This is a genomic window from Collinsella aerofaciens (assembly GCF_964283865.1).
In the GTDB taxonomy this organism is placed as follows: Bacteria; Actinomycetota; Coriobacteriia; order Coriobacteriales; family Coriobacteriaceae; genus Collinsella.
On sequence record NZ_CAXYLS010000004.1, the window covers coordinates 104929 to 127594 of the forward strand.

The following is a 22666-nucleotide window of genomic DNA, read 5'->3' on the forward strand; positions in this document are numbered from 1 at the left end:
CGGTGGAATACGGACTGTTTAAGGCTTCTAGCCCATAAAACAGTCCCTATTTCACCGCAACTGATGAGGGGATGGGTTAGCGCAGCAAGCCTGCCACTTCGCCGGCTAGGGTAATGGTGCCGGCTGCTACGAAGGGCTCGCCCGCGGCCTCGAAAGCTGCGAGGGCCTCGGATACGCTGGGGTACACGCCCGCGAGCTTGTCAGCGTCCACAAGGGCGGCGAGCTCCTCTGCCGGCAGGGCGCGATCGGAATCGGTCTGCGTCACGACCACACGGGGGAAGGCCGGAATCAGCACGTCGACGATGCCAGCCACGTCCTTGTCGGCCAGCGCGGCACACAGCAACGTGGGGCGGTTCTCCACGCACGGATCGATCTCGTCCAGCGCGCTCACAAAGTTCTCGCAGCTCTGAGGGTTATGGCAGGCGTCAATCAGCTTAAGCGGATCAGTTCCCAGCACATCAAATCGGCCCGGCGTGGGGCAGCCCATAAGCGACGCATCGAGCTTGTCATGATCGAGCTCGCGACCCAGATACCCCTCGCACAGCATAATCGCGCACGCGGCATTCTGCGGCTGATAGGCCGGCTTGACCATGCTCGACGTATAGATCGCACGCGGCGTGGTGCAGCTAAACTCAACCGTATTGCCCACGTGCTCCGGCACTTTGGTCGTGGCATGGTTCACTACGAGCGGCACAATGCCGCACTCGCGACAACGTGCATCCATCACGCGCTGAACACTTGCCTCATGCGTACCCTCGCCCAAAACAACCAGGCGCCCAGGCTTAATAACCGCAGCCTTCTCCACCGCAATGGCCTCGAGCGTATCTCCCAGAATGCGTGTATGGTCGAGCCCGATGCCCGTAATGGCAACGGCGACGGGATCGGTCGCACTCGTGGCGTCCCAGCGTCCGCCCATGCCGACCTCGAGCACAGCAACATCCACCGCGGCCTCGGCAAACACGACAAGTGCGGCAGCCGTCAGCAGATCAAACGGCGTGATGGCATAGGCACGCTCCCCCGCCGCCACACGACGGGCATTCACGCGATGTCCCGCCTCAACAGCGGCGGAAACGCCACGGGCAAAGGCCTCATCGCTCACGACGCGCCCATCGACCTCCATGCGCTCGGGATAGCGCACCAGCTGCGGCGACGTATACAGCGCGGTCTTTAACCCCTCACCACGCAAGATAGCAGCCGAAAAACGCGTGGTCGAAGTCTTGCCATTGGTACCGGCAACCTGAATGCAATCGAAATACTCATCCGGACGTCCCAGCTCATCGAGCATATCGACAACCGTCTCGAGCAGAGGACCAGCATCCCCAGAAATCCGCCCCGTATCAGCAGCAAGTCCCACAGCCTCATCAAACGAAAGCAGCTCAAACGAGAAAGGAACGACATACGACCCCGAACGCTTAGCCATAACCCAAAGTCCCCCATAACAGAAAAAGAGGCCCATCAAAAAGAATGAGCCCCTCACGTTGACAATATCAGCCTTTACCCGCTTGCAGCGAGATCAAGGCCACAACCCAGTGGCCCTAACACGCCAGATGCAAACAACAACGTAAACGAACTAGGAGCGGCCCGATGCTTTGCTCGCCGCAAGTTCCGCACGCAAAGGACAGCACTTAATGTGCTGTCCGTCTTGCGCAGGACTGTCCGCAGCGGAGAGCAAAGCATCGGGACGCGCCCCCGAGTGAACCTTACGAGAAGTCAGCAACCTGAGCAGTCAGCGCCGCCAGGATCTCCTTGAGCTCAGCTGCACGGTCCCTCTTCTTCTGGACCACCGCAGGCGCGGCCTTAGCCACAAAGCCCTCGTTGGCGAGGGTCTTCTCGCAGCCGGCGAGCTCCTTCTGGGCCGCGGCGATCTCCTTCTCCAGGCGTGCCTTCTCGGCCGAAAGGTCAACCTTGCCCTCGAGCACCACAAAGACCTCGACGCCGCTGTCGACCACGGCAATGCTCGCAGCCGGCTTCTCGACGTCGGTACCCATAACCAGCGAAGCCGTGTTGGCCAGCGGCTCAATCGTGGAGCGCAGGCTCTCGAGCTTCTCGACGTCCTCGGCACCGGCGCGCACGACAGCGTCGAGCTCGGCCTTGGGGCTCAAGCGATAGCGCGAACGCGTGGCGCGGGCGGCAGACACGACGGTGCGGCACAGCTCAAACGCGCGCTCGGCGTCCTCGTCGACGTACTTGGCGTAGTCGGCGGGCTCGGGCCACTTGGCGATCATGAGCGCCTCGGCGCGGTCAACGTTGCCCTCGGCGTCCAGGTCGAGCACGCTCGCCGGCATGTTGTCCCAGATCTCCTCGGTGACAAACGGCATGAGCGGGTGCATCAGGCGAATGGAGGTGTCGAGCACAAAGATCAGGTTGCGCTGCGCCTGCAGACGGCCCTCGCCCTTCAGGCGGGCCTTGGTGACCTCGACATACCAATCGCAGACCTCGTTCCAGAAGAACTGCTGCACGCCGCGGGCCATGTCGCCAAAGGTGTACTGCTCGATGCCCTCGGTGACCATCTTCACGGCCTTGGCCAGGCGGCTGAACATCCACGCGTCGGCAGGCGTCTCCACGACGGGCTCGCCGGGCGTGTAGCCCTCCATGTTCATAAGCAGGAAGCGGCTGGCGTTCCAGATCTTGGTCACAAACGACTTGGCCTGCTCGGTGCGCGGGCTATCGATGAGCTTCTTGGTCTTCTTGTCGATGTTCGCGTCGAACTTGACGTCCTGGTTGTTGGTGCAGAGCGTCAGCAGGTTGAAGCGCATGGCGTCGGCGCCGTACATGCCGATGAGGTCCATGGGGTCAACGCCGTTGCCCTTGGACTTGGACATGCGGCTGCCGTCCTTGGCCAGGATCGTCGGGTAGATGACGACGTCCTTAAACGGCACCTCGTCCAGGAAGTACAGCGAGCTCATGACCATGCGGGCGACCCACAGCGCGATGATGTCGCGCGCGGTGACGAGCGCCGTCGTGGGGTGATGGCCCTCGAGCAGCTCCGGCTTTTGCGGCCAGCCCTGCGTGGCGAAGGTCCACAGCTGCGAGCTAAACCACGTGTCCAGCACGTTCTCGTCCTGGTGCACGTGATGGCCGCCGCACTTAGGGCACACGTCGGTGTCCTCGGTGAGGGCGTCCTCCCAGCCGCAGTCCTCGCAGTAGAACACGGGGATGCGGTGGCCCCACCAAAGCTGGCGGCTGATGCACCAGTCCTTAAGGTTCTCCATCCAGGTGGTGTAGGTCTGCGTCCAGCGCGCGGGGTGGAAAGTGACCTTACCGGAGTTGACGGCGTCGAGCGCCGGCCCCTTGAGCTTATCGACGGCGACGAACCACTGCTCGGACAGCCACGGCTCCAGCGCGGAGTCGCAACGGTAGCAATGCATGACGGAGTGATCGAGTTCGTCGACGTGATCGAGCAGGCCGTGCTCCTCAAACCACTTGATGACGGCCTCGCGGCACTCGTCGCGGTTCATGCCGGTAAACTCGCCGTAGCCCTCGACGACCACCGCGTGCTCATCAAAGATATTGATCTGCGGCAGGTCGTGAGCCTGACCCATGGCGTAATCGTTGGGGTCGTGGGCCGGGGTGACCTTGACAAAACCGGAACCAAAGTTGGCGTCGACATGCCAATCCTCAAAGATGGGAATCTCGCGGTCGACGATGGGGAGCTTGACGGTCTTACCCACGAAGGCGGCCTTCTCGGGATCCTTCGGGGAGACGGCGACGCCCGTGTCGCCGAGCATGGTCTCGGGGCGCGTGGTGGCGACGACGATGTAGTCCTGGCCGTTGACCGGCTCGGTCAGCGGGTAGCGCAGGTGCCACAGGTGGCCCTTCTCGTCCTTGTACTCGGCCTCGTCGTCCGAGATAGCGGTGGTGCAGTTGGGGCACCAGTTGACGATGCGCTTGCCGCGGTAGATCAGGCCATCGTGGTACCAGTCGCAGAAGACCTTACGCACAGCCTGGGCGTAGTCCTCGTCCATGGTAAAGCGCTCGTTGTCGAAGTCGACGGAGCAGCCCATGCGCTTGATCTGCTCGACGATGATGCCGCCGTACTCGTGAGTCCAGTCCCAGCAGGCGTCGACAAACTTGTCGCGGCCAATCTCCAGGCGGCTGATGCCCTCGCTCTTGAGCTTTTTGTCGACCTTGGTCTGCGTGGCGATACCGGCGTGATCGGTACCGAGCACCCAGCGCGTAGACTTGCCGCGCATGCGAGCCATACGGATGATGGCGTCCTGGATGGAGTCGTCGGTGGCGTGACCCATGTGGAGCTTGCCGGTCACGTTGGGAGGCGGAATGGTAACGGTGCAGTCGCCCACGCCCTCGCGGCGCTTGTAGTAGCCGCCATCGAGCCACTTCTGCAGGATCGCCGGCTCGTTGGTCGACGGATCGTAGTTCTTGGGCATTTCTTCCATATATCTCTCCCTTGCCCATCGGGGAGGAATGTAGGCCCGATTTTCGCTCGGTCAAGTCCTGGCTCGCACGAAGAACACATTAAGTGTTCTTCGGCTCGTGCGGAATCTACGAAAATCGGGCCTACATTCCTCCCCTTAGGTATCGATTACTTCAGTCTGAATTGACTTCGCTTTTGCTTAAACAAACACACAGAATAACACAGGTAGTTGGGGTTATTGCGTATATATAAAATAGCCTCCGACCGCGGGTGGTCGGAGGCTATTTGCAAGCACGTTTTAGGCAAGTCTAGCCGTAGATACGTTGGGGCTGCTCTTCGCCCTTTACGGAGGCTTCGGTTACGACGACCTTGGCAACGCCTTCCTCGCTGGGCAGGTCGAACATCGTCTGCTGCAGTACGTCCTCGCAGATGGAGCGCAGGCCGCGGGCGCCGGTCTTGCGGGCAAGTGCCATGCGGGCGATCTCGTGCAGGGCCGCGTCCTCAAACTCAAGCTCAACGTCCTCGAGCTGGAACATCTTGCGGTACTGGCGCACCACGGCGTTCTTGGGCTCGGTCAGAATCGACACCAGGTCGTCCTCGTCGAGCGCCTGCGTCTGCGTGACGACGGGCGTACGTCCCACAAACTCGGGGATCATGCCAAAGGCGTTGAGGTCCTGCGGAAGCACCTGACGCAGCAGGTCGTTCTCGTCGACCGAGGTGGGGCCGGCGATCTCAGAGTTAAAGCCCACGCCCTTATTGCCCACGCGGTCGGCGATGATCTTGTCCAGACCCACAAAGGCACCACCGCAGATAAACAGGATGTTGGTCGTATCGATCTGCAGCAGCTCCTGCTGGGGATGCTTGCGGCCGCCGGTGGGCGGAACGCTTGCCACCGTGCCCTCAAGAATCTTAAGCAGTGCCTGCTGAACGCCCTCGCCCGAGACATCGCGGGTGATGGACAGGTTCTCTGCCTTGCGGGCGATCTTGTCGATCTCGTCCACGTAGATAATGCCAACCTGCGCGCGCTCAATATCGCCATCGGCGGCATTGATGAGCTTGAGCAGGATGTTCTCCACGTCCTCGCCCACATAACCGGCCTCAGTGAGCGCGGTAGCGTCGGCTATGGCAAACGGCACCTCGAGGATGCGCGCGAGCGTCTGGGCGAGCAGGGTCTTACCGGTACCGGTGGGACCGAGCAGCAAAATGTTGGACTTGGCGAGCTCCACCTCGTCCATATCATCGTCGAGCTGCGAGTCCAAACCGTCGTCAAAGGCCGAAAGCGCAGCACCGCCCTCGATCACGCGGCGGTAATGGTTGTACACGGCAACCGACATGGCACGCTTGGCGTCCTCCTGGCCCATAACATAGGCCGAAAGCTCGTCATAGATCTCGTGCGGCGTCGGCACGTGCGTAATGACCTGACGGGCGTCGTCCTCGAGCTCAAAGCCCTCGGCCTCGGGGTCCACGGCGGGCTGGGATGCAGCCTGGCCGTGATCGTTGAGGAAGCCCGGCAGCTTGCCATTGCGGGCAGCATCCATAAAGTCCGAAGCCAGCGACTCCTCCAAGATCTCGGAGCAGGCGGCAACGCACTCGTCGCAGATAAAGATGTTGGTCGGACCCTTTACGAGACGACGGACCTGTCCCTGCTCTTTTCCGCAGAAGGAGCAGCGGATGGGGTTGCCGTTCTCGTCGAAATTGTCCTGCATGTTACCGGCCATCCTAGGCGTCCTTCGCGGCGAGGTCGCGCGAGGTGACGATACGGTCGATCAGGCCGTAGTCGAGGGCCTCGGCAGCAGTCAGGTAGTTATCGCGCTCGGTATCGGCCTGGACCTTCTCGATGGGCTGGCCCGAGGCGTCGGACAGGATCTGGTTGAGCTCGCGACGGGTCTTCTTGATCTCCTCGGCCACGATCTCGATCTCGGTCTGCTGACCCTGAGCACCGCCGCTGGGCTGGTGAATCATGACCTTGGAGTGCGGCAGGCAGAAGCGCTTGCCCTTGGCACCGGCCGAAAGCAGCACGGCGGCCATAGACGCGGCCATACCGACGCAGATGGTGGAGACCTGCGGCTTAATGAAGTTCATGGTGTCTAGAATTGCCAGGCCGGAGTAGACCTCGCCACCGGGCGAATTGATGTAGAGCGAGATATCCTTCTCGGCATCTTGGCTCTCAAGATGCAGCAGCTGGGCAACGACCAGGTTGGCGCTGACGGAGTTGATCTCCTCGCCCAAGAAAATGATGCGGTCGTTGAGCAGGCGCGAATAGATATCGTAGCTGCGCTCGCCGCGCGGCGTCTGCTCGATAACGTATGGCACGAGGGCGGAATCGAACTTAGCGATCATACGCATCTCCATTTCTCTCTTGCGGACCAAATTGGTTCTAGATAAACGTACGGTGCCCGCATGCTATGCATTGGCTGGCACCGTACGAAGCTACCGGATAACCGGTGTATAACTTTACCCCATCACGGGCGCACGCATGCGCTCGTGGGCAAGGTGGCGAGAATTACTCGGCGTCCTTGGCGGTCTCGTCGACCTCGGTCACCTTGGCGTTCTCGACCAGGTGGTCGACGGCCTTGGAGCGACGGATGGACTCGCGGACGGCAGGCATGCGGCCATCGGCGATGAACTCGGCCTTGGAAGCCTCGACGTCCTTGACGCCGGCCTTCTCGAACTCGGCGTTAATGTCGTCCTCGGTGACCTCGATCTTGAGCTCACGGGCGAGGGCGTCGAGCGCCAGGGACTCACGGGCAACGTCGTTGGCCTGCTTGTGCAGGTCGCCGATGAACTGCTCCATGGTCAGACCGGAAGCGGGCAGCCAGGTGTCGAGGGTCATGCCACGGGCAGCGAGGTTGGACAGGAAGTTCTGGCCAAGCTCCTCAAAGACGGACTGCTCGTAGTCGGCGTCCATCTCGTCGAGCTGCAGACGCTCAGCGAGAGCGGAGACGCAACGGTTCTCCTTCTCGGCCGGGAGGCGGGAAGCCTTGTCCTGCTCGATCTCGATCTTGATGGCGTCGCGCATGGCGTCGATGCTGTCGAAGCCAAAGTCGGACTTGACGAGCTCGTCGGTGAGCTCGGGGGTGTTGCGGACCTTGATGCCCTTGACGGTGACCTCGACGGTGTGGGTCTCGGCCTCCTCGCCCTCCTCGACCTCGTCGGTCCAGGTGACGGTCTTGACGTCGTCAACGTTGGCGCCGATCAGGGCCTCGTTGAACTCGGCGGGGTTGCTGTCGCTACCGGCGATGAGCATGCGGCCCTCGGCGGCGAAGTTGTCGGCGTTCTCAACGGCCTTGAGGTCAACGGTCACGTAGTCGTCAGCCTCGACAGCGCGGCCCTCGACGTCCTCGAAGGTAGCGCGGTAGTTGAGGAGCATCTCGACCTGGTTGTTGATCTCGGACTCGGTGACCTCCGCAGGGGGCATCTCGATCTCGACGGCGTCGAAGGAGGAGAGCTCGGCAGCAGGACGCAGGGAGAACTCGACGGTGTAGGTGTAGTCCTCGTGATCCTTGGCGAGGTCGAGCTCCTTGTAGTCACCGTTCTTGGTGGGGACGATGTCCAGCTCGTTGAGGACGACGGGCTCGTTGGCGGCGATCAGGTCGTTGGTGGCCTGAGCGAGGGTAGCCTCGGCGCCAAGAGCGGAGTCGATGACCGGACGGGGGGCCTTGCCGGCGCGGAAGCCCGGGAAACGGTACTTCTTGGCGGTCTCCTTGTAGGCCTTCTTGATCGCGGCGTCGACGTCGGCGGCCGGGATGGTGACCGTAGCGGTGAGCTTGGCGTCCTTGACGTCAGAAGCGGTGATGTTCAACACGTTCCTCCTCATACTGCCCAGCTTATCTGAGGTGCTGGTACCTTTATGCAACAAGCGTCGCGAGGGCAAAAGCCGACGCGGGTGCGTTGGTGCGGGCGAAAGGACTCGAACCTTCACGGGAATCCCACCAGAACCTAAATCTGGCGCGTCTACCAATTCCGCCACGCCCGCATGAGCGCACAGACTAGGAATGATAGCAGATACGAGCGGCAAGCGCACGCACACCTTTTACAGGCTCACGACCTCACCACGAGTGCAAAAGGCGGGGCGAGTTGCCCCGCCCCGCCAATTACGATTTGTTCGCTGACCCGCTACTCCCCCAGCAGGGCCTTCTCGGGCGTAATCGGCAGCGAGCGAACCTGATGTCCGGTGGCGTGTGCCACGGCCGAGGCCACGGCGGCGAGCGGCGTGTTGATGACGACCTCGCCGATCGACTTGGCGCCAAACGGACCCGTCGGCTCGTAGCTCGGCTCAAAGGCCACGCGAATGCTACCGATATCCAAGCGCGTGGGCAGCTTGTAGCTCATGAAGTTGCCGGTGCGCAGACGGCCGCGCTCATCGTGCTCGACGATCTCGTAGAGCGCGTGGCCGATGCCCTGGGCAATGCCGCCCTCGGCCTGGACGCGCGCGAGCGCCTCGTTGATCACGGTGCCGCAGTCCACAGCCGCCGCATAGTCCACCACGGTTACCTTGCCGGTGGCCTTGTCGACCTCGACCTCGGCAATGCCGGCCATAAACGGCGGAGGTGAAACGGGCAGACAGGCAGAGGCGTGCGAGGTCAGTGCGTCGCCGCCCGCGATGTTCTTGACGCACAGGTTGGCAAAGTCGCGCAGCGTGAGGTAGCGGTTCTGCTCGCGCGCGGCACGCTCATCGGACAGGCGCACGTACTGGCCGTCGAAGACCACGTCGGCGGCGTCCACGTCCCACATCTGGGCGGCCTTGGCGCAAATCTTCTGGCGCAGCTCGGTCGCGGCGTTCTTGGCTGCCAGGCCCGTCACGTACGTACCCGAGCTCGCGTACGAGCCGGCGTCGAACGGCGACACGTCGGTGTCCACGCCGCGCACCACGATCAGCGAGCTCTCCACGCCCAGCTCCTCGGCGGCAATCTGCGCCAGGATCGTGTCGACGCCCATACCGTTATCGGTGGCGCCGGTGCCGATGGTAATGAAGCCGTCCTCTTCCAGGCGCATGTCGATGCCGGCGATGTCCACGTTGGAGATGCCCGAGCCCTGCATGGTGAGCGCGCAACCCAGGGCGCGCACGCGGTCGCCCAGGTCCACGGCCAGCGGCTTGTCGCGCCAACCGATCATGTCCATCGCGCGCAGCAGGCAGCGATCGAGTGCGCAGGCGTTGAGCTTCTCGTTGTAGTACTGCGGCATGGTCTCGCCCTCGCGCACGATGTTCTTAAGGCGCAGGTCGGCGGGGTCCATGTGCAGCATGTCGGCGAGCTCGTTGACGGCACTCTCCACGGCAAACTGGCCCTGGGTGGCACCGTAGCCGCGATACGCGCCGCCGCGGTTGGTGTTGGTGTAGACGGCGTCCCAGCTAAAGCGGCTCGCCTTCACGTGGTTGTAGATGGGCAGGCTCTTGTGGCCCGAAAGGCCGATCGTCGTGGTGGCGTGCTCGCCGTACGCGCCGGCGTTGGACAGCGTGTGCAGATCGATAGCTGTGATGGTGCCGTCGTTCATGGCGCCCAGCTTGACGGTCATCTGCATCTGGTGGCGCGAGTTACCCGCGGTGATGGTCTCCTCGCGGGTGTAGCAGCAATAGCTCGGACGGCCGGTCTGCTGGGTGACGAACGCCACGAAGATCTCGCAGCAGCCCGTCTGCTTGGAGCCAAAGCCGCCGCCGATGCGCGGCTTAATAACCTGCACCTGCGACTGCGGGATGTCGAGCGACTGCGCGACCATGCGGCGCACGTGGAAGGGCACCTGCGTAGAGGTGATCACCGAGATGCGGCCGAACGCGTCGGTCGTCGCGAAGGCGCGGAAGGTTTCCATGGGCGCGGTCTGCGTGGCCTGGCTGGTGTAGGTGCGCTCAAAGACGATGTCGCTCTGGGCGAAGGCCTCATCCAAGTCGCCAAAGTCGCTGGTACCGCTGCACACCAGGTTGCGAGCAACGTCGCCGCCCTGCGGGAACATAAAGGTCACGTCACCCTCGGGATGAACCACGATGTCATTATCGAGCGCCTGGGTAAAGTCGAGCAGGGGCTCAAGCACCTCGTAGTCGACCTTGATGAGCTTGAGTGCCTTGTCGGCGGCCTCCTCGGTCTCGGCGGCGACGATCGCCACCTCCTCGTTTTGGTAACGGACGAGGTTCTCGAGAATCAGGCGGTCATAGGGCGAAGGCTGCGGATAGCTCTGACCGGCGATGGTAAAGCGGCGCTTGGGCACGTCCTCGTAGGTGTAGACGCCCACGACGCCGGGCACCTTCAGGGCGCGCGACGTATCGATGGAGCGGATCTTGGCGCGGGCATAGGGGCTGCGCTTGAGTTTGACGATGAGCGCGCCGGCGGGCACCATGTCGCCCGTGTAGACGGGACGGCCCTCGAGCAGAGCCTTCGAGTCCTTCTTGGGCTGCTTGTGGGTGATCTGCTTGTACGAGACGCCGTCAGAGCTGGTATCGTTGACCGGCAGCTCGGGCATCTCAAAGCCCACCTGTACGCCGGACTCGTTAAGGAAGCGGACGATGGCGCGCAGTTGGCTCTCGTAGCCGCTGCAACGACAGAGGTTGCCGGCGAGCTGGCGCGAGAGCTCCTCGCGCGTGGCGACGAGGCTCGGGTCCTCCTTGGCGGCGCGGGCAAGCGCCAGCACGTTCATGATAAGGCCGGGGGCGCAAAAACCGCACTGCTCGGCACCCTCGGCAGCCATCGCACGGGCGAGCGCCTCGGACTCGGCCTTGAGGCCCTCGAGCGTGGTAATGGAGCGGCCCTCGACGCGCGCGGCGGGAACCGAGCAGCTCAGCACCGGATCGCCGTCGAGCCACACCGTGCACAGGCCGCAGTTGGTGGTCTCGCAGGCGCAGCGCACCGACGCGCAACCCTGCTCGCGCAAAAGCGAAAAGAGCATGGCGTCGGGGGCAATCTGAACCTTGACCTTACGGCCGTTGAGCGTAAAGGAAAGATCGATGAGTTTGGCAGCCATTAGCGCACCTCGCTAGAATCGACGCCGGGCACGCGGCGGCAAGAATACTCGTCCGTGGCATATTTAGGGACCTGAACGGTCTCGAGCTCGCGGGCAAGCGCGGCCGAAAGCTCGATACCGGCGGCACGGCGCACGGCCTGGACGGCAAGCGGGGCCGAGATGCGGCGGCGGTACTCGGCCGAGCCCCACATGCTGGTGCCATAGCTCAGCGCGCGCACGGACGCGGCCAGGGCGCGCAGCTCGTCCTCGGAAGGCTGCTCGTTCACCAGGCCACATGCCCCGCCCTGCAGCAGGGTCGCGCGCAGCGGACGGGCGCCCACGGTGACATGCCAGCTGTTATCCCACCAGGCGGCGGTAACGTTTAAGGAGGGGAAATCGGTCGCGGCCTTGCGCACGGCCTCGTAGCTTGCGCGGTAATCGTGCTTAACGACCACGACGTGCTCGATCACGTCGCGCACGTAGCCCATATCCACGAACTCGGCGAGCGGCACGCGGCCGGCACCCGTCAGCTCAACGTACGAGTCGAGCGCCAAAAAGGCCGAGAGCACGTCCGAAAAACCAAAGCGGCCGTAGATGCTGCCACCCACCGTGGCGGTATTGCGCAGCTGCACGCCCACGATATCGTGGACGGCAAACTCAAATACGTTGTTGACGAGCGCGTTGAGCTCGGCATGGCGCTCGAGCTGGCGCAGGGTGCACATGGCACCGATACGAAACTCGGTCTCGGTCTCCTCGATCTGATCGAGTCCGCAGGCCGAAAGGTCGATCGCCGTCGCCACGCGGCGCGATCCCAGGCGCATCCAGATGCCGCCGCCCACAATCTTGTTGTTGCGGTTCTTCTGCAAGAGCTCATAGGCTTCGGCCGCGTTTCCAACACGGACGTAGGTACCGAACTTGAGCACGTTCTCCCCCATCTCTTTACTTGTCCAGTACCTCTAAGTGTACCAAACGAGGGCGCACGGCCCTCGCCACCATAGAAAAAGGCTCCCGGCAGGAATTGCCGAGAGCCTTAGACGCATCAGCTGGTGCTGTGTGGAGCTATGTTGAGCAGGATTTAGCAGACGCCCTGGGCGAGCATGGCGTCGGCGACCTTCAGGAAGCCGGCGATGTTGGCACCCATGACGAAGTTGCCCTCCTGGCCATACTCCTTGGCGGTGTCGTCCACGTTGTGGAACATGCCGCGCATGAGCTGCTCGAGCTTACCGTCGACCTCCTCGAAGGTCCAGGACAGATGCTCGGCGTTCTGGCTCATCTCCAGGCCGGACACGAGCACGCCGCCGGCGTTGGCAGCCTTACCGGGCATAAAGGCGACGCCGTTCTCCTGGAAGTAGGTCGTGGCCTCGATGGTCGTGGGCATGTTCGCGCCCTCGCCGACCACCTTGCAGCCGTTGGCGACGAGCGCCTGGGCGTCCTCGAGCAGCAGCGTGTTCTCGCGAGCGCAGGGCAGCGCGATATCGCAGGGCAGCTGCCACACGCCGCGGCCGTCGCCTTCGTGCCACACGGCGTTGGGCTTCTCGTCAACGTACATAGCGAGCGTGACGCCCTTGTCGTGGCCAGAGCGCTTCTTGTTGTAGACATGCTCGAGCACGGTGTAGTCGATGCCGTCGGGATCCTCGACCCAGCCATGGGTGTCGGAGCAGGCGAGCACCTTGCCGCCGAGCTGGGCGACTTTCTGGACCGCGTAGATGGCGACGTTACCGGAACCGTGAACGACGACGTTCTTGCCCTCGAAGGAGTCGCCGCGGCTCTTGAGGTACTCGTCCACAAAGTAGACCAGACCGTAGCCGGTGGCCTCGGTACGGGCGAGCGAACCGCCAAAGGAGAGGCCCTTGCCGGTGAGGACGCCGGTCCACTCGTTGGTCAGGCGCTTGTACTGACCGAACATGTAGGCAACCTCGCGGCCGCCAACGCCCAGGTCGCCGGCGGGAACGTCGGTGTTGGGACCGATGTGACGATAGAGCTCGGTCATGAAGGACTGGCAGAAGTGCATGATCTCGTTGTTGGACTTGCCCTTGGGGTCAAAGTCGGAGCCACCCTTGCCGCCGCCCATGGGAAGGGTGGTCAGGCTGTTCTTGAGGATCTGCTCCAGACCCAGGAACTTGAGCATACCCAGGGTGACCGTCGGGTTAAAGCGCAGGCCGCCCTTGTAGGGTCCAATGGCAGAGTTGAACTCGACGCGGTAACCGCGGTTGACCTGAACCTTGCCCTGGTCGTCGACCCAGGGAACACGGAACATGACGATGCGCTCGGGCTCGACGAGGCGCTCCAGCAGGGCGGCCTCCTCGTACTCGGGGTGGGCGTCGAGCGCCGGCTGGATGGTGCCGAGGATCTCGGTCGCGGCCTGGATGAACTCAGGCTGCTCGGGATAGCGGGCCTTGAGCTCGTCGAGAACTTTCTGCGTGTAGCTCATGCTTCCTCCAATTGATGGAAAAGAAAGGTGTCGTTCGCGGCGCCCCATGCGCCGTGAGCTTTATCGAGTATGGATAATATCGCACTGTTGCTACAAAGTTACGAATAAGGCAACGAGCGGATGTTTCATTTTGATTACGATGCAGGTAGATAGCTTTTTGACCGCATGGCGAGCAAATCGCGTGTTTCGAAGCTGTTTCCCGCACGTTTCGAAACCACCACAAAGGGGACAGGCACCTTTGTGGTGGTTTTGGCGAGATGCGTTGGCGGGAACGGATGTGAATCGAACACATCCAAGACGTTTTGCACGCCTCACAACGGTTTTGAAGACCGCGGGGCCCACCGGAGCCCATCCGCTCCCAAACGTGGCGGTATTTTACCAAACCCAACAGACCACAACCGAAAAGAGCGATGCGGAAACCGCTAACGCAGCGATCTCAGACCGCCGGACTCCTTGTCGAGTACTGTAAAGCGCACGGCATCCAGGTGCTCCAAGATGCTAATGGTTCGTTTGCGCGACACGCCCAGGGCTTCGCGCAGCACACTCGTGGTGGCGGCGCCGCCAGCAGCCTCGATAGCCGTCGCAACAACCTCACGCGCATGGGCCTCGGCAGCGGCGGACAAGGCAACGTCGCGCTCGACCTTAACGATCGAGTGGTTGAGCGAAAGCTCGCGCAGTGCACGCGTCATGGTGTCGCGATCGAGCTGCAACTGTTCGCTCACCTCGGGAAGCGTCGGCGCATTAAGACCGGCCTCATCCAGCAGGGCCACGATACGCTGGCCAGCCTCGCGCACCACGCGTATCGCCGCGGCGGCGGAATGCGGGTCGAACACCTCGGCACCGTCGACGGCGCACACGCCACGTGCACAGCCCTCGGCAATAAGTGCCATCGCGACATCGTTACCGGCGCCCGGCCAAGCCGCGTGCGCGACCGCACCGGACGTAAAGCCGATCTCCTTGGGAGCCGCCGCGTGCATGGAGGACAAGGCCGCAGCCAGCACATCCATTGCAGCATCGAGAGCCGAGGCATCTGCGTAGAGCACCGCACCGCCCGCAGCAAGCTCGCACACGGCAGCCTGGTCCACAAGCCCACGCAAAACGATCTCGACCTCGCCGGTAACAAGATCGAGCGCTGCGGCAACACCGGCAGCAGCAACAGGCAGCGTTTGCAGCGCCAGCCACGCGTGTACGCCGTCCGCGACATCTCCGGACTCAAGCGCCGCATACAACGCGCGCTCCCCCGCCGACAGGACCCGCGCGCGGCGACAGCGCGATAGCAGGACGCGTCCGCCGCCAAGCAGCGAAATCGGCGAATACGACAGAATGACGGCATGATCGCCGGCGCGCAACGGCAGCGGCCGTTCCAGGCGCACCTGCACCACACGCGTCTCGCCGACCGCAATAGGCGGCTCGTCGTCTAAAAGCATAATGCGGCCGAGCACCTCAGCCGTGCCCGCCATAACGTGCACGCGTGTACCCGAAGCAAGAACGCCGGCTCGCACGCCATCGCGCCCCACATATGTCAGTTGCATCAAAAAGCGCAGCGTCTGGCCCACGCGACCCTCGACGCCGAGCATCTCGCCGCGCTTGAGGCCCGCCACGCCATCGCCCACCAGGTTCAGGGCGACGCGCTGGCCGGGAACCGCGCACTGGGTATCCCCGTGAACCTGCACCCCGCGCACGCGACAGCGCGTTTGCGACGGCAGCGCAACGAGCTCATCGCCAACCGAAACGGGACCGTCGTGCAGCGTACCCGTCACGACGGTTCCGGTGCCGCGGATGCTAAAGCAACGGTCGATGGGAAGACGGGGCGCGGCGCCCGAGCCAGCGGTCGCCTCCAGATGCTCCGACCAGCACGAACAAACCGTGTTATCGAGCGTCGTAAGCAGCTCGTCCAGGCCCTCGCTCGTCTTGGAGGACACCGGCACTATAGAGGCACCCGCAAACACGGTCCCGTCCAGAAACGCCTCGACATCGAGCTCCGCCAGCGCGGCAATCTCGTGGTCGGCCAAATCGCGCATCGTGAGTGCGACGACCATGCGCGTCACACCCAACAGCTTCAGAACCCGAACGTGCTCGCGGGTCTGCGGCATCACGCCCTCAACGGCCGAAACCGCCAGCAACGCAACGTCCACGCCGGTGGCACCCTGTACCATCGCGCGCAGGTAGTGCGCATGCCCGGGCACGTCGACCAGGCCGACAAGCTTGCCGCTGGGAAGCTCGAGCTCGCCAAAGCCGAGCTCAGTGGTCATGCCTCGGCGCCGTTCGACCTCCAGACGGTCGGGATTTTTGCCGGTCAGCGCCTCGATAAGGGCCGACTTTCCGTGGTCGACGTGTCCTGCCGTTCCGACGATAACGGGACATTCGACAAGCTCGCGCGCGGTCATCGACGCAAACCTGCCCGCACGGCATCCGCCAACGCAGACGCACACAGGTCAAGGTCGGTGTCGCGCAAAAGCGTGCGAACGTCAAAAAGCACCTGGTCGTGCCGCACGCGCGTCACAACCGGCGTATCGGGCTCCTGTACCATAGCGCGCTTTAGGCCATCGGCGGATAGACGCCCATCGACGGGACAGACGGCAACGCAAAAAGTTGGGAGCTCGACGGTCGGCAGCGAACCGCCGCCCGGAGCAGACACGCCCTCGACAACCTGCAGCTCCACCGCCTCCTCACACTGAGACTCGCGAAGCTTGCGCAGCATGCGGTCATGCAGGCGCTTGGCCTGACGCTCGAGCGGAGCCGGCGCGCCGGAAAGCATGTTGAGCACCGGGATCTCCCGATGCGCTGTATCGGATCCGGTCACATACAGGCGCAAAGTGGCCTCGAGCGCCGCGAGCGTGAGCTTGCCGGGGCGAAGCGCGCGCATAAGCGGATGCGAGGCACAGGCGGCGATTACCTGGGCGCTACCGAGAATAATGCCCGCTTGCGAGGCGCCGAGCAGCTTGTCGCCCGAGCACGAGACGACGTCAACGCCGGCGCAAAGCGAGGCGGACGTGGGCTTCTCCCCAGCATCGACGAGCACCTCATCTGTAAGCAAAGCGCCCGAGCCCTGGTCCTCGTACAGTAACAGCCCGTGCTCATGCGCCAGCGCAGAAAGCTCCGCCGCGGAAACCTCCTCGTGGAAACCCTCGATACGGTAGTTAGAAGGATGAACTTTCAAGATCATCGCCGTATTGGGCGTAATGGCGCTTCGGTAATCATCCAGATGCGTGCGGTTGGTGGAGCCCACCTCGACAAGCTTGGCACCCGAAGCCGCCATGATATCGGGAATGCGGAAGCTGCCGCCCACCTCGACAAGCTCGCCACGGCTCACGATGACCTCTTTGCCGCACGCATGCGCGGCAAGCACCAGCAGCACCGCCGCGGCGTTGTTGTTGACAACCAGGGCGTCCTGCGCCCCCGTGAGCGTGCGCAGCAGACGCGCGGCATGCTCTTTGCGACCCCCACGGGCACAGGTCGCGACGTCATACTCAAGCGTGCTGTAGCCGCGGGCGACATCGGTCACCGCCTGCACCGCTGCGGGAGCGAGCGGGGCACGACCCAGATTGGTGTGAATCACAACGCCCGTCGCGTTGACAGCAGGGCGCAGGGTCGGCAGCGACAGTCGGTGGCACCGCCGCTCGATGGCCAAGGCAAGCTCGCGCTTGTTCCTAGCAGGAGCGCCAGAGCGAATCGCCGCGCGCTCGGCATCGAGCTCGGCGTCGATCGCCTCGCGCGCAATCGTGTCGCCCGCATCGCCGGCAGCCTTCATGACCGGCCACTCGACCAGCAGCTCGTGAACGGCGGGAATGGAGCGCAGGCGGTCGCGCACCTCGGCAGGCATGGATTCGCAGTCGCTCATGGAAAGCCTTTCGACATATTCAATAAAAAGCAGGTCCCCCTTGGTCGTCATCGGCCAAAAAGTGGCGACGCGCATACAAAAGGGACAGGTCCATTATGGCAGCTCGCGACAAGACGGCGCAGCGCCTCGTCCAAAACCTGCCAAAATAAACCTGTCCCTTTTTGATCGGTTAGGCCTGCTTGTTGGCGTAGATAAACCAGTAGCCCAGCGCCACGATCAGGGCGCCACCCACGATATTGCCCAGCGTGGCAACGGAAAGGTTGAGCGCCAGCCCGGCGGCGTTAAGGGCATCGGCGCCGGCGATATCGGCTCCATAGCCGCAGGAGTGCATCAAAATGCCCATGGGCAAAAAGTACATGTTGGCAACGCAGTGCTCAAAACCGCAGGCCACAAAGGCGGCAATGGGCAGCAAAATACCCACGACCTTATCGACCACGGTCTTGCCGGCGGTACCGATCCACACGGCCAAGCACACAAAGATGTTGCACAGAATGCCACGGAAGAAGATGGTGACGGCATCGATCGTGACCTTACCGGCGGCGACGCTCACCATGGCGTTGGCGACGGCCTCGCCGTTGAGCTTGTAAATGGCCGCCATGTAAACCAAAAAGACGACCAACAGGGCACCGGCAAAGTTGCCGATCCACACAATAGCCCAAGCCTTGAGCATCTGGACGAGCGTGATCTTTTTGCTCTTAAGCGCGCAGACCATAAGCGAGTTGCCGGTAAACAGTTCCGCGCCGCAAATGAGCACGAGCACCAGTCCCAGGCAAAAAGCAAGACCGCCCACGAAGCGCTGGGCGCCCCAGCCAAGCGTGGGATCGCTCAGAAAGACCGTAAAGAACAGGCCGCCGAAGGCGATGAACGCACCAGCGAACATAGCGAGCAAAAAGGCCTTAGAGACCGGCAGGTTAGCCTTGGTAACGCCGGCGGCCTCAGTCTTGGCCTCGATCGCGGCGGGCGCCAGGCAATCGGAGGTGGGATATTCTGCCTTACTCTGTGCCATGGCAATCACTACTTTCATACGATTTGGGACAAACGCTCCTGGTTCATTTGCCCCGCGAGGTCGGACGGTATAAAAATAAACGCGAGCCAAATTAGCATATTGGCCTGCGATTATATAGCTTGGAGCGGGCGACGGAAAGTCCAAGGATTTGCTTCGCAAATCCTTGTTTCGCTGCGGGCCTTCGGCCCTTGCGTGCTGCGCTGGAAAATGCTCACGCATTTTCTCAGCTCTGCACCCTGACGGGTTCGATTCCCGTCGCCCGGCGCGTAAACGAAAACAGCTCTGATTCCCAAAGGAAACCAAAGCCGTTAAAACAATTCTTATGGAGCGGGCGACGGGAATCGAACCCGCGTCATCAGCTTGGAAGGCTGGGGTTCTACCATTGAACTACGCCCGCAAGATATGGTCGGGACGACAGGATTTGAACCTGCGACATCCTGCTCCCAAAGCAGGCGCGCTACCAAACTGCGCCACGTCCCGAAGGTGTTGAGCAGCTAAGGTCTAAACCTTGCGTGTCCCAAAGCGAAGGAAATTATAGGGGAGACTCCCCGCCTGTGCAAGCGACGATACCCTAGCTCCTCGAATGTGCGACAAACCGGCTGTGGAGCAGGCCGATCGCAAACGCCACCATGGCAACCGGCGCCCACGCGGCTCCAATGTCTGCCAGCGGCAGTGCATCAAACGGCAGCCACGCGCCAGCAAAGAACGCATCACGAACCGAGGTGATCACGCTCTGGACAGCGACAACGCCGCCGACCCAGACCCACACCTGCGGATGCGCGTCGCAAAAACCGTGTACCAGACCCATAAGCACCAGCACGATGGCGACGGGGTACAGGGCGTTGAGCATGGGAACCGAGAACATGAGGATCACGTCGAGACCCACGTTGGAGAGCACGCACGAAAACGTCGCGAACACAAAGGCGAGAACCGCAAAGGGACGGCGCATGGCCTCCTCGGAAGCCTCCGCTCCCCCTTTAACCACATACGTCTCGCAGAAGTAACGCGAGCAGCAGCTGATAAGGCCGATGCACACGTTCATGCAGGCGAGGAAAAAGATCGCAAAGACCACGACCGTGCCGGCAAGACCAAAGTGCATGGAGGCGGAACGGGCGAGGATGGCGGCACCGTTGGTGGCATCGGGCATCACGGTGCCGAGCTGCGCGCCGGCAAGTGCTAGGCCGCAGTAGATGATGGCCATGAGCACACCGGCGATCACGCCGGAGCGCGAAATCTCGAAGGCAACGCGCTTGTCATCGGTAACCCCCAGCTCGTGGATAGTCTCGGCGATGATGATGCCAAAGGCGAGCGACGCGAGCAGGTCCATGGTCTGATAGCCAGTCAGAAAGCCCTGCACGGCAGCGCCAGCATCGTAGGGGGCCTGCGGCGCGGCAGCGGGACCCAGCGGCGAGATCACGGCAGCACCAACGACCAGCACGATGAGCGCAATGAGCGCGGGGCCCGTAATGCGGCCGAGCACGCGTGTGATGACGCCCGGGCGCAGCGTGAGCGCAAACGCGACGACAAAGAAGCCGACGGCAAACACCAGGCGCGCCGTGCCGAGCGAGACGCCCTCGGGCAACAGCGGCACCAGCATCTCGAAGGCCGTGGAGCTCGTGCGCGGAATGGCCAGGCACGGGCCGATAGCCAGATACACCGCCGCGACAAAGAACTCGCCGAACTTGGGATGCACACGGCCGGCAAGCTCGCGCGCCGTTCCGGCAAGTGCCACGGCGATAAAGCCCATGACGGGCAGGCCGATGGCGGCAATGAGAAAGCCGAGCATGGCGACCGGCGTGGCAGAACCTGCCTGCAGCGCCAGCAGCGGCGGAATAATAAGGTTGCCGGCGCCAAAGAGCATCGAGAACAGGGCGATACCGACGGTAACGACATGGTCGGAGCGCAGGCCGCGCGGCGCGGATGAGGCCATGGGACCACCTTTCGGGTCGAAACAAAAACGGGACGGGCAAAAGGCCCATCCCGCAAGTATATACGCTTTAGCAAGCTAAATCGCGCAAAGCTTCAATCGCGGCGTCAACTTCCTCGTCCGTGTTGAAATACCCAAACGAGAAGCGAACGACACCCTGGCGCTCGGTCCCCAACGCGCGGTGCATGAGCGGAGCGCAGTGGGCGCCGGGGCGCGTCGCAATCCCCCACCCTTGCATGAGCGCGTCCGAAATCTCGGCCGAATCGATATCGCCCACGTTGAGTGAAACGATCGCCGAGCGCACGGGCTGGTCAAAGGCACCGTAGAGCTTGATCTCCGGGATTTCGCGCACGCCAGCGAGAAAGCGATCCGCCAGTGCTCGCTCATGCGCCGCAATCGCCTCGACCCCACCTTGGGCCTCGATAAAGTCGAGGCCGACAGAAAGGCCGGCGACACCGTGGCCGTTGAGCGTGCCCGCCTCCAGGCGCGTGGGCCACTCAAGCGGCTGCAGCGGATCAAAGCTGTGCACGCCCGTACCGCCCATGGCCCAGGGGGCCACGTCAATGCCCTCCGCCACGGCCAGGCCGCCGGTCCCCTGCGGACCCATGAGCCCCTTGTGGCCGGTAAAGCACACCACGTCGAGCCCCATGGCCTGCATATCGATATGCGCCGTACCGGCAGACTGCGAGGCATCGACGATCACAAGCGCACCCGCGGCATGTGCCAAGGCCGCCACGCGCGCAATGTCGACCGCGTTGCCGGTCACATTAGAGGCATGCGTCACCACCACGGCACGCGTACCGGGCGTGACCAGCCGCTCGAGCTCGTCATAGTCGAGCACGCCGTTCGCGTCACAGCCCGCATGCTCAACGGTCACACCCCGCTCCGCTGCCAGGCGGTTGAGCGGACGCAGCACGGAGTTGTGCTCGAGCACCGTCGTGACCACGCGGTCGCCGGGGCGCACCACGCCACAGATGGCGGTGTTGAGCGCCGCCGTAGAGTTGGGCGTAAAGCACACATGGTCCGCCCTCGGGCAACCTAAAAGGCGCGCGAGCTTGGCACGGCAACCGTGAATCGTACGAGCGGCATCGAGGGCACCCGACGTGGCGCCGCGCCCGGCATTGCCGAGCGAGCACATCGCCTGCGTCACGGCATCGATGACCGTCTGCGGCTTGTGCATGGTCGTCGCCGCGTTATCCAGGTAGATCATCGCACGACCTCCCACATATCAATCACGGTATAGCCCTCGGTGGGAACGCCCGCCGCGGCGAGTTCGCCGCGCAGCAGCTCCTCATCGGCAGGCAACGCCTTCCACGCCAGACCACAGCCGGCAGCGACCTCCCCGGGCACGGGAATCGTTCGCCCGGGAAGGCCGCGCTCGATGCACAGGGACTCGCAGCCCATGGCGGCCGCCGTGGTGGGAAACGTGATGACAAGCGCCGGGCGCTTCTCCCTCATGGCAACTCCAACCAATACGCTACGGGCGCACGACGCGCACGGCCTGCTCCATCTTCTCCACGATCACGTACATGTTGGTGACCTCGCCCACCGCAAGCTGGTCTTTAATGCCATAGTGGTCGAGGCAGGTACCACAGGTGAGAATCTCGACACCCTGCTCGGCCAGGCCCTTCAGGTCGTCGAGCACCGGCGAGCCCTCAACGGTGAGCTTGGCGCCGCCGTTGTAGAACAGCATGGTCGCGGGCAGCTCCTCCTGCTGCGTCACGGCAAAGATAAACGCTTTCATGAGCTTGTGGCCCAGCTCGTCGTCGCCACGGCCCATGCAGTCGGTGTAGACGGAAATGACGAGCCTGCCCTTGCCGGCGCTGGCATCACAGAAGGCAGCGCCATCCTGCTCGGGATCGGCCATGGCAATGGCGCCAGAGGTCGCCACGGTCACGTGCCACTCGGCGTCAGAAACCTTCTCGACCGAGGCCGTGCAGCCCTTCTCCTGCGCCATCTTGGAGATGTTCTTGACGGCGGTCTCGTTATCGACCGAGGTCACCACGGCACCCTCGCCGTCAAGCTGTTTGAGCGCCTTAAGCGTCTTGACGACGGGCAGCGGGCAGGCATCGCCCATGGCATTGACTTCAATCTTAGTAGACATAGCTACATCCTTTCAAAAGGGACCGCCCAGAACAGTAGGCGGTCGCATAAACGGT

The 22666-nt window shown here is 63.0% G+C and carries 15 protein-coding genes and 4 tRNA genes; all 19 read right to left on the reverse strand.

All coding sequences use genetic code 11. The features are described from left to right. Positions 1–76: 76 nt before the first annotated feature. Positions 77–1420: a bifunctional folylpolyglutamate synthase/dihydrofolate synthase gene (locus tag ACRX4W_RS04160; protein ID WP_117773596.1), complete on the reverse strand. Its 1344-nt coding sequence runs from the start codon at positions 1418–1420 to the stop codon at positions 77–79. A gap of 280 nt (positions 1421–1700) precedes the next feature. Beyond that, the gene (locus ACRX4W_RS04165; RefSeq protein ID WP_432299331.1) at positions 1701–4397 is read right to left on the reverse strand and encodes a valine--tRNA ligase; all 2697 of its coding nucleotides are present in this window, start codon (positions 4395–4397) and stop codon (positions 1701–1703) included. Between the two features lie 286 nt (positions 4398–4683). Then, entirely contained in the window at positions 4684–6093 is a 1410-nt protein-coding gene (gene clpX / locus ACRX4W_RS04170; RefSeq protein WP_368145257.1) for an ATP-dependent Clp protease ATP-binding subunit ClpX, read from the reverse strand. A gap of 1 nt (position 6094) precedes the next feature. Then, on the reverse strand, positions 6095–6715 hold the full coding sequence (locus ACRX4W_RS04175; RefSeq protein WP_022095182.1) for an ATP-dependent Clp protease proteolytic subunit: 621 nt from the start codon (positions 6713–6715) through the stop codon (positions 6095–6097). 163 nt (positions 6716–6878) lie between these two features. Continuing rightward, complete coding sequence (gene tig / locus ACRX4W_RS04180; RefSeq protein WP_432299334.1) at positions 6879–8180, reverse strand: trigger factor; 1302 nt, start codon at positions 8178–8180, stop codon at positions 6879–6881. An 87-nt stretch (positions 8181–8267) separates the two neighbouring features. Then, positions 8268–8351 (reverse strand) — tRNA-Leu (locus ACRX4W_RS04185). 140 nt (positions 8352–8491) lie between these two features. After that, a complete protein-coding gene (locus ACRX4W_RS04190; RefSeq protein WP_432299336.1) occupies positions 8492–11323 on the reverse strand; it encodes a molybdopterin-dependent oxidoreductase in 2832 nt (943 codons plus the stop codon). Continuing rightward, the gene (locus ACRX4W_RS04195) at positions 11323–12225 is read right to left on the reverse strand and encodes an FAD binding domain-containing protein (protein WP_432299338.1); all 903 of its coding nucleotides are present in this window, start codon (positions 12223–12225) and stop codon (positions 11323–11325) included. Before ACRX4W_RS04195 ends, ACRX4W_RS04190 begins: the two co-directional genes overlap by 1 nt. A 152-nt stretch (positions 12226–12377) precedes the next feature. Continuing rightward, a complete protein-coding gene (gene gdhA, locus ACRX4W_RS04200; RefSeq protein WP_432299340.1) occupies positions 12378–13733 on the reverse strand; it encodes an NADP-specific glutamate dehydrogenase in 1356 nt (451 codons plus the stop codon). A gap of 263 nt (positions 13734–13996) precedes the next feature. Continuing rightward, a tRNA-Sec gene (locus tag ACRX4W_RS04205) sits at positions 13997–14093 on the reverse strand. A 62-nt stretch (positions 14094–14155) separates the two neighbouring features. Then, entirely contained in the window at positions 14156–16120 is a 1965-nt protein-coding gene (gene selB, locus ACRX4W_RS04210) for a selenocysteine-specific translation elongation factor (RefSeq protein ID WP_432299342.1), read from the reverse strand. After that, positions 16117–17574: an L-seryl-tRNA(Sec) selenium transferase gene (selA, locus tag ACRX4W_RS04215; protein WP_432299344.1), complete on the reverse strand. Its 1458-nt coding sequence runs from the start codon at positions 17572–17574 to the stop codon at positions 16117–16119. The genes selB and selA overlap by 4 nt, the downstream gene beginning before the upstream one ends. A 169-nt stretch (positions 17575–17743) precedes the next feature. Next, positions 17744–18580 carry a formate/nitrite transporter family protein gene (locus ACRX4W_RS04220; protein WP_432299345.1) on the reverse strand — a complete coding sequence of 279 codons (837 nt, stop codon included), beginning with the start codon at positions 18578–18580 and terminating at the stop codon, positions 17744–17746. A gap of 323 nt (positions 18581–18903) precedes the next feature. Then, positions 18904–18977, reverse strand: a tRNA-Gly gene (locus ACRX4W_RS04225). 6 nt (positions 18978–18983) lie between these two features. Further along, positions 18984–19060, reverse strand: a tRNA-Pro gene (locus tag ACRX4W_RS04230). A gap of 91 nt (positions 19061–19151) precedes the next feature. Continuing rightward, a complete protein-coding gene (brnQ, locus tag ACRX4W_RS04235) occupies positions 19152–20510 on the reverse strand; it encodes a branched-chain amino acid transport system II carrier protein (protein ID WP_432299347.1) in 1359 nt (452 codons plus the stop codon). Positions 20511–20577: 67 nt separating this feature from the next. After that, entirely contained in the window at positions 20578–21717 is a 1140-nt protein-coding gene (locus tag ACRX4W_RS04240; RefSeq protein ID WP_432299349.1) for an aminotransferase class V-fold PLP-dependent enzyme, read from the reverse strand. Continuing rightward, positions 21714–21965, reverse strand: coding sequence for a putative Se/S carrier protein (locus tag ACRX4W_RS04245; protein ID WP_022095212.1), 252 nt, complete (start codon positions 21963–21965; stop codon positions 21714–21716). Before ACRX4W_RS04245 ends, ACRX4W_RS04240 begins: the two co-directional genes overlap by 4 nt. A 19-nt stretch (positions 21966–21984) precedes the next feature. Next, positions 21985–22611: a sulfurtransferase-like selenium metabolism protein YedF gene (gene yedF / locus ACRX4W_RS04250; protein WP_117635744.1), complete on the reverse strand. Its 627-nt coding sequence runs from the start codon at positions 22609–22611 to the stop codon at positions 21985–21987. Positions 22612–22666 lie beyond the last annotated feature (55 nt).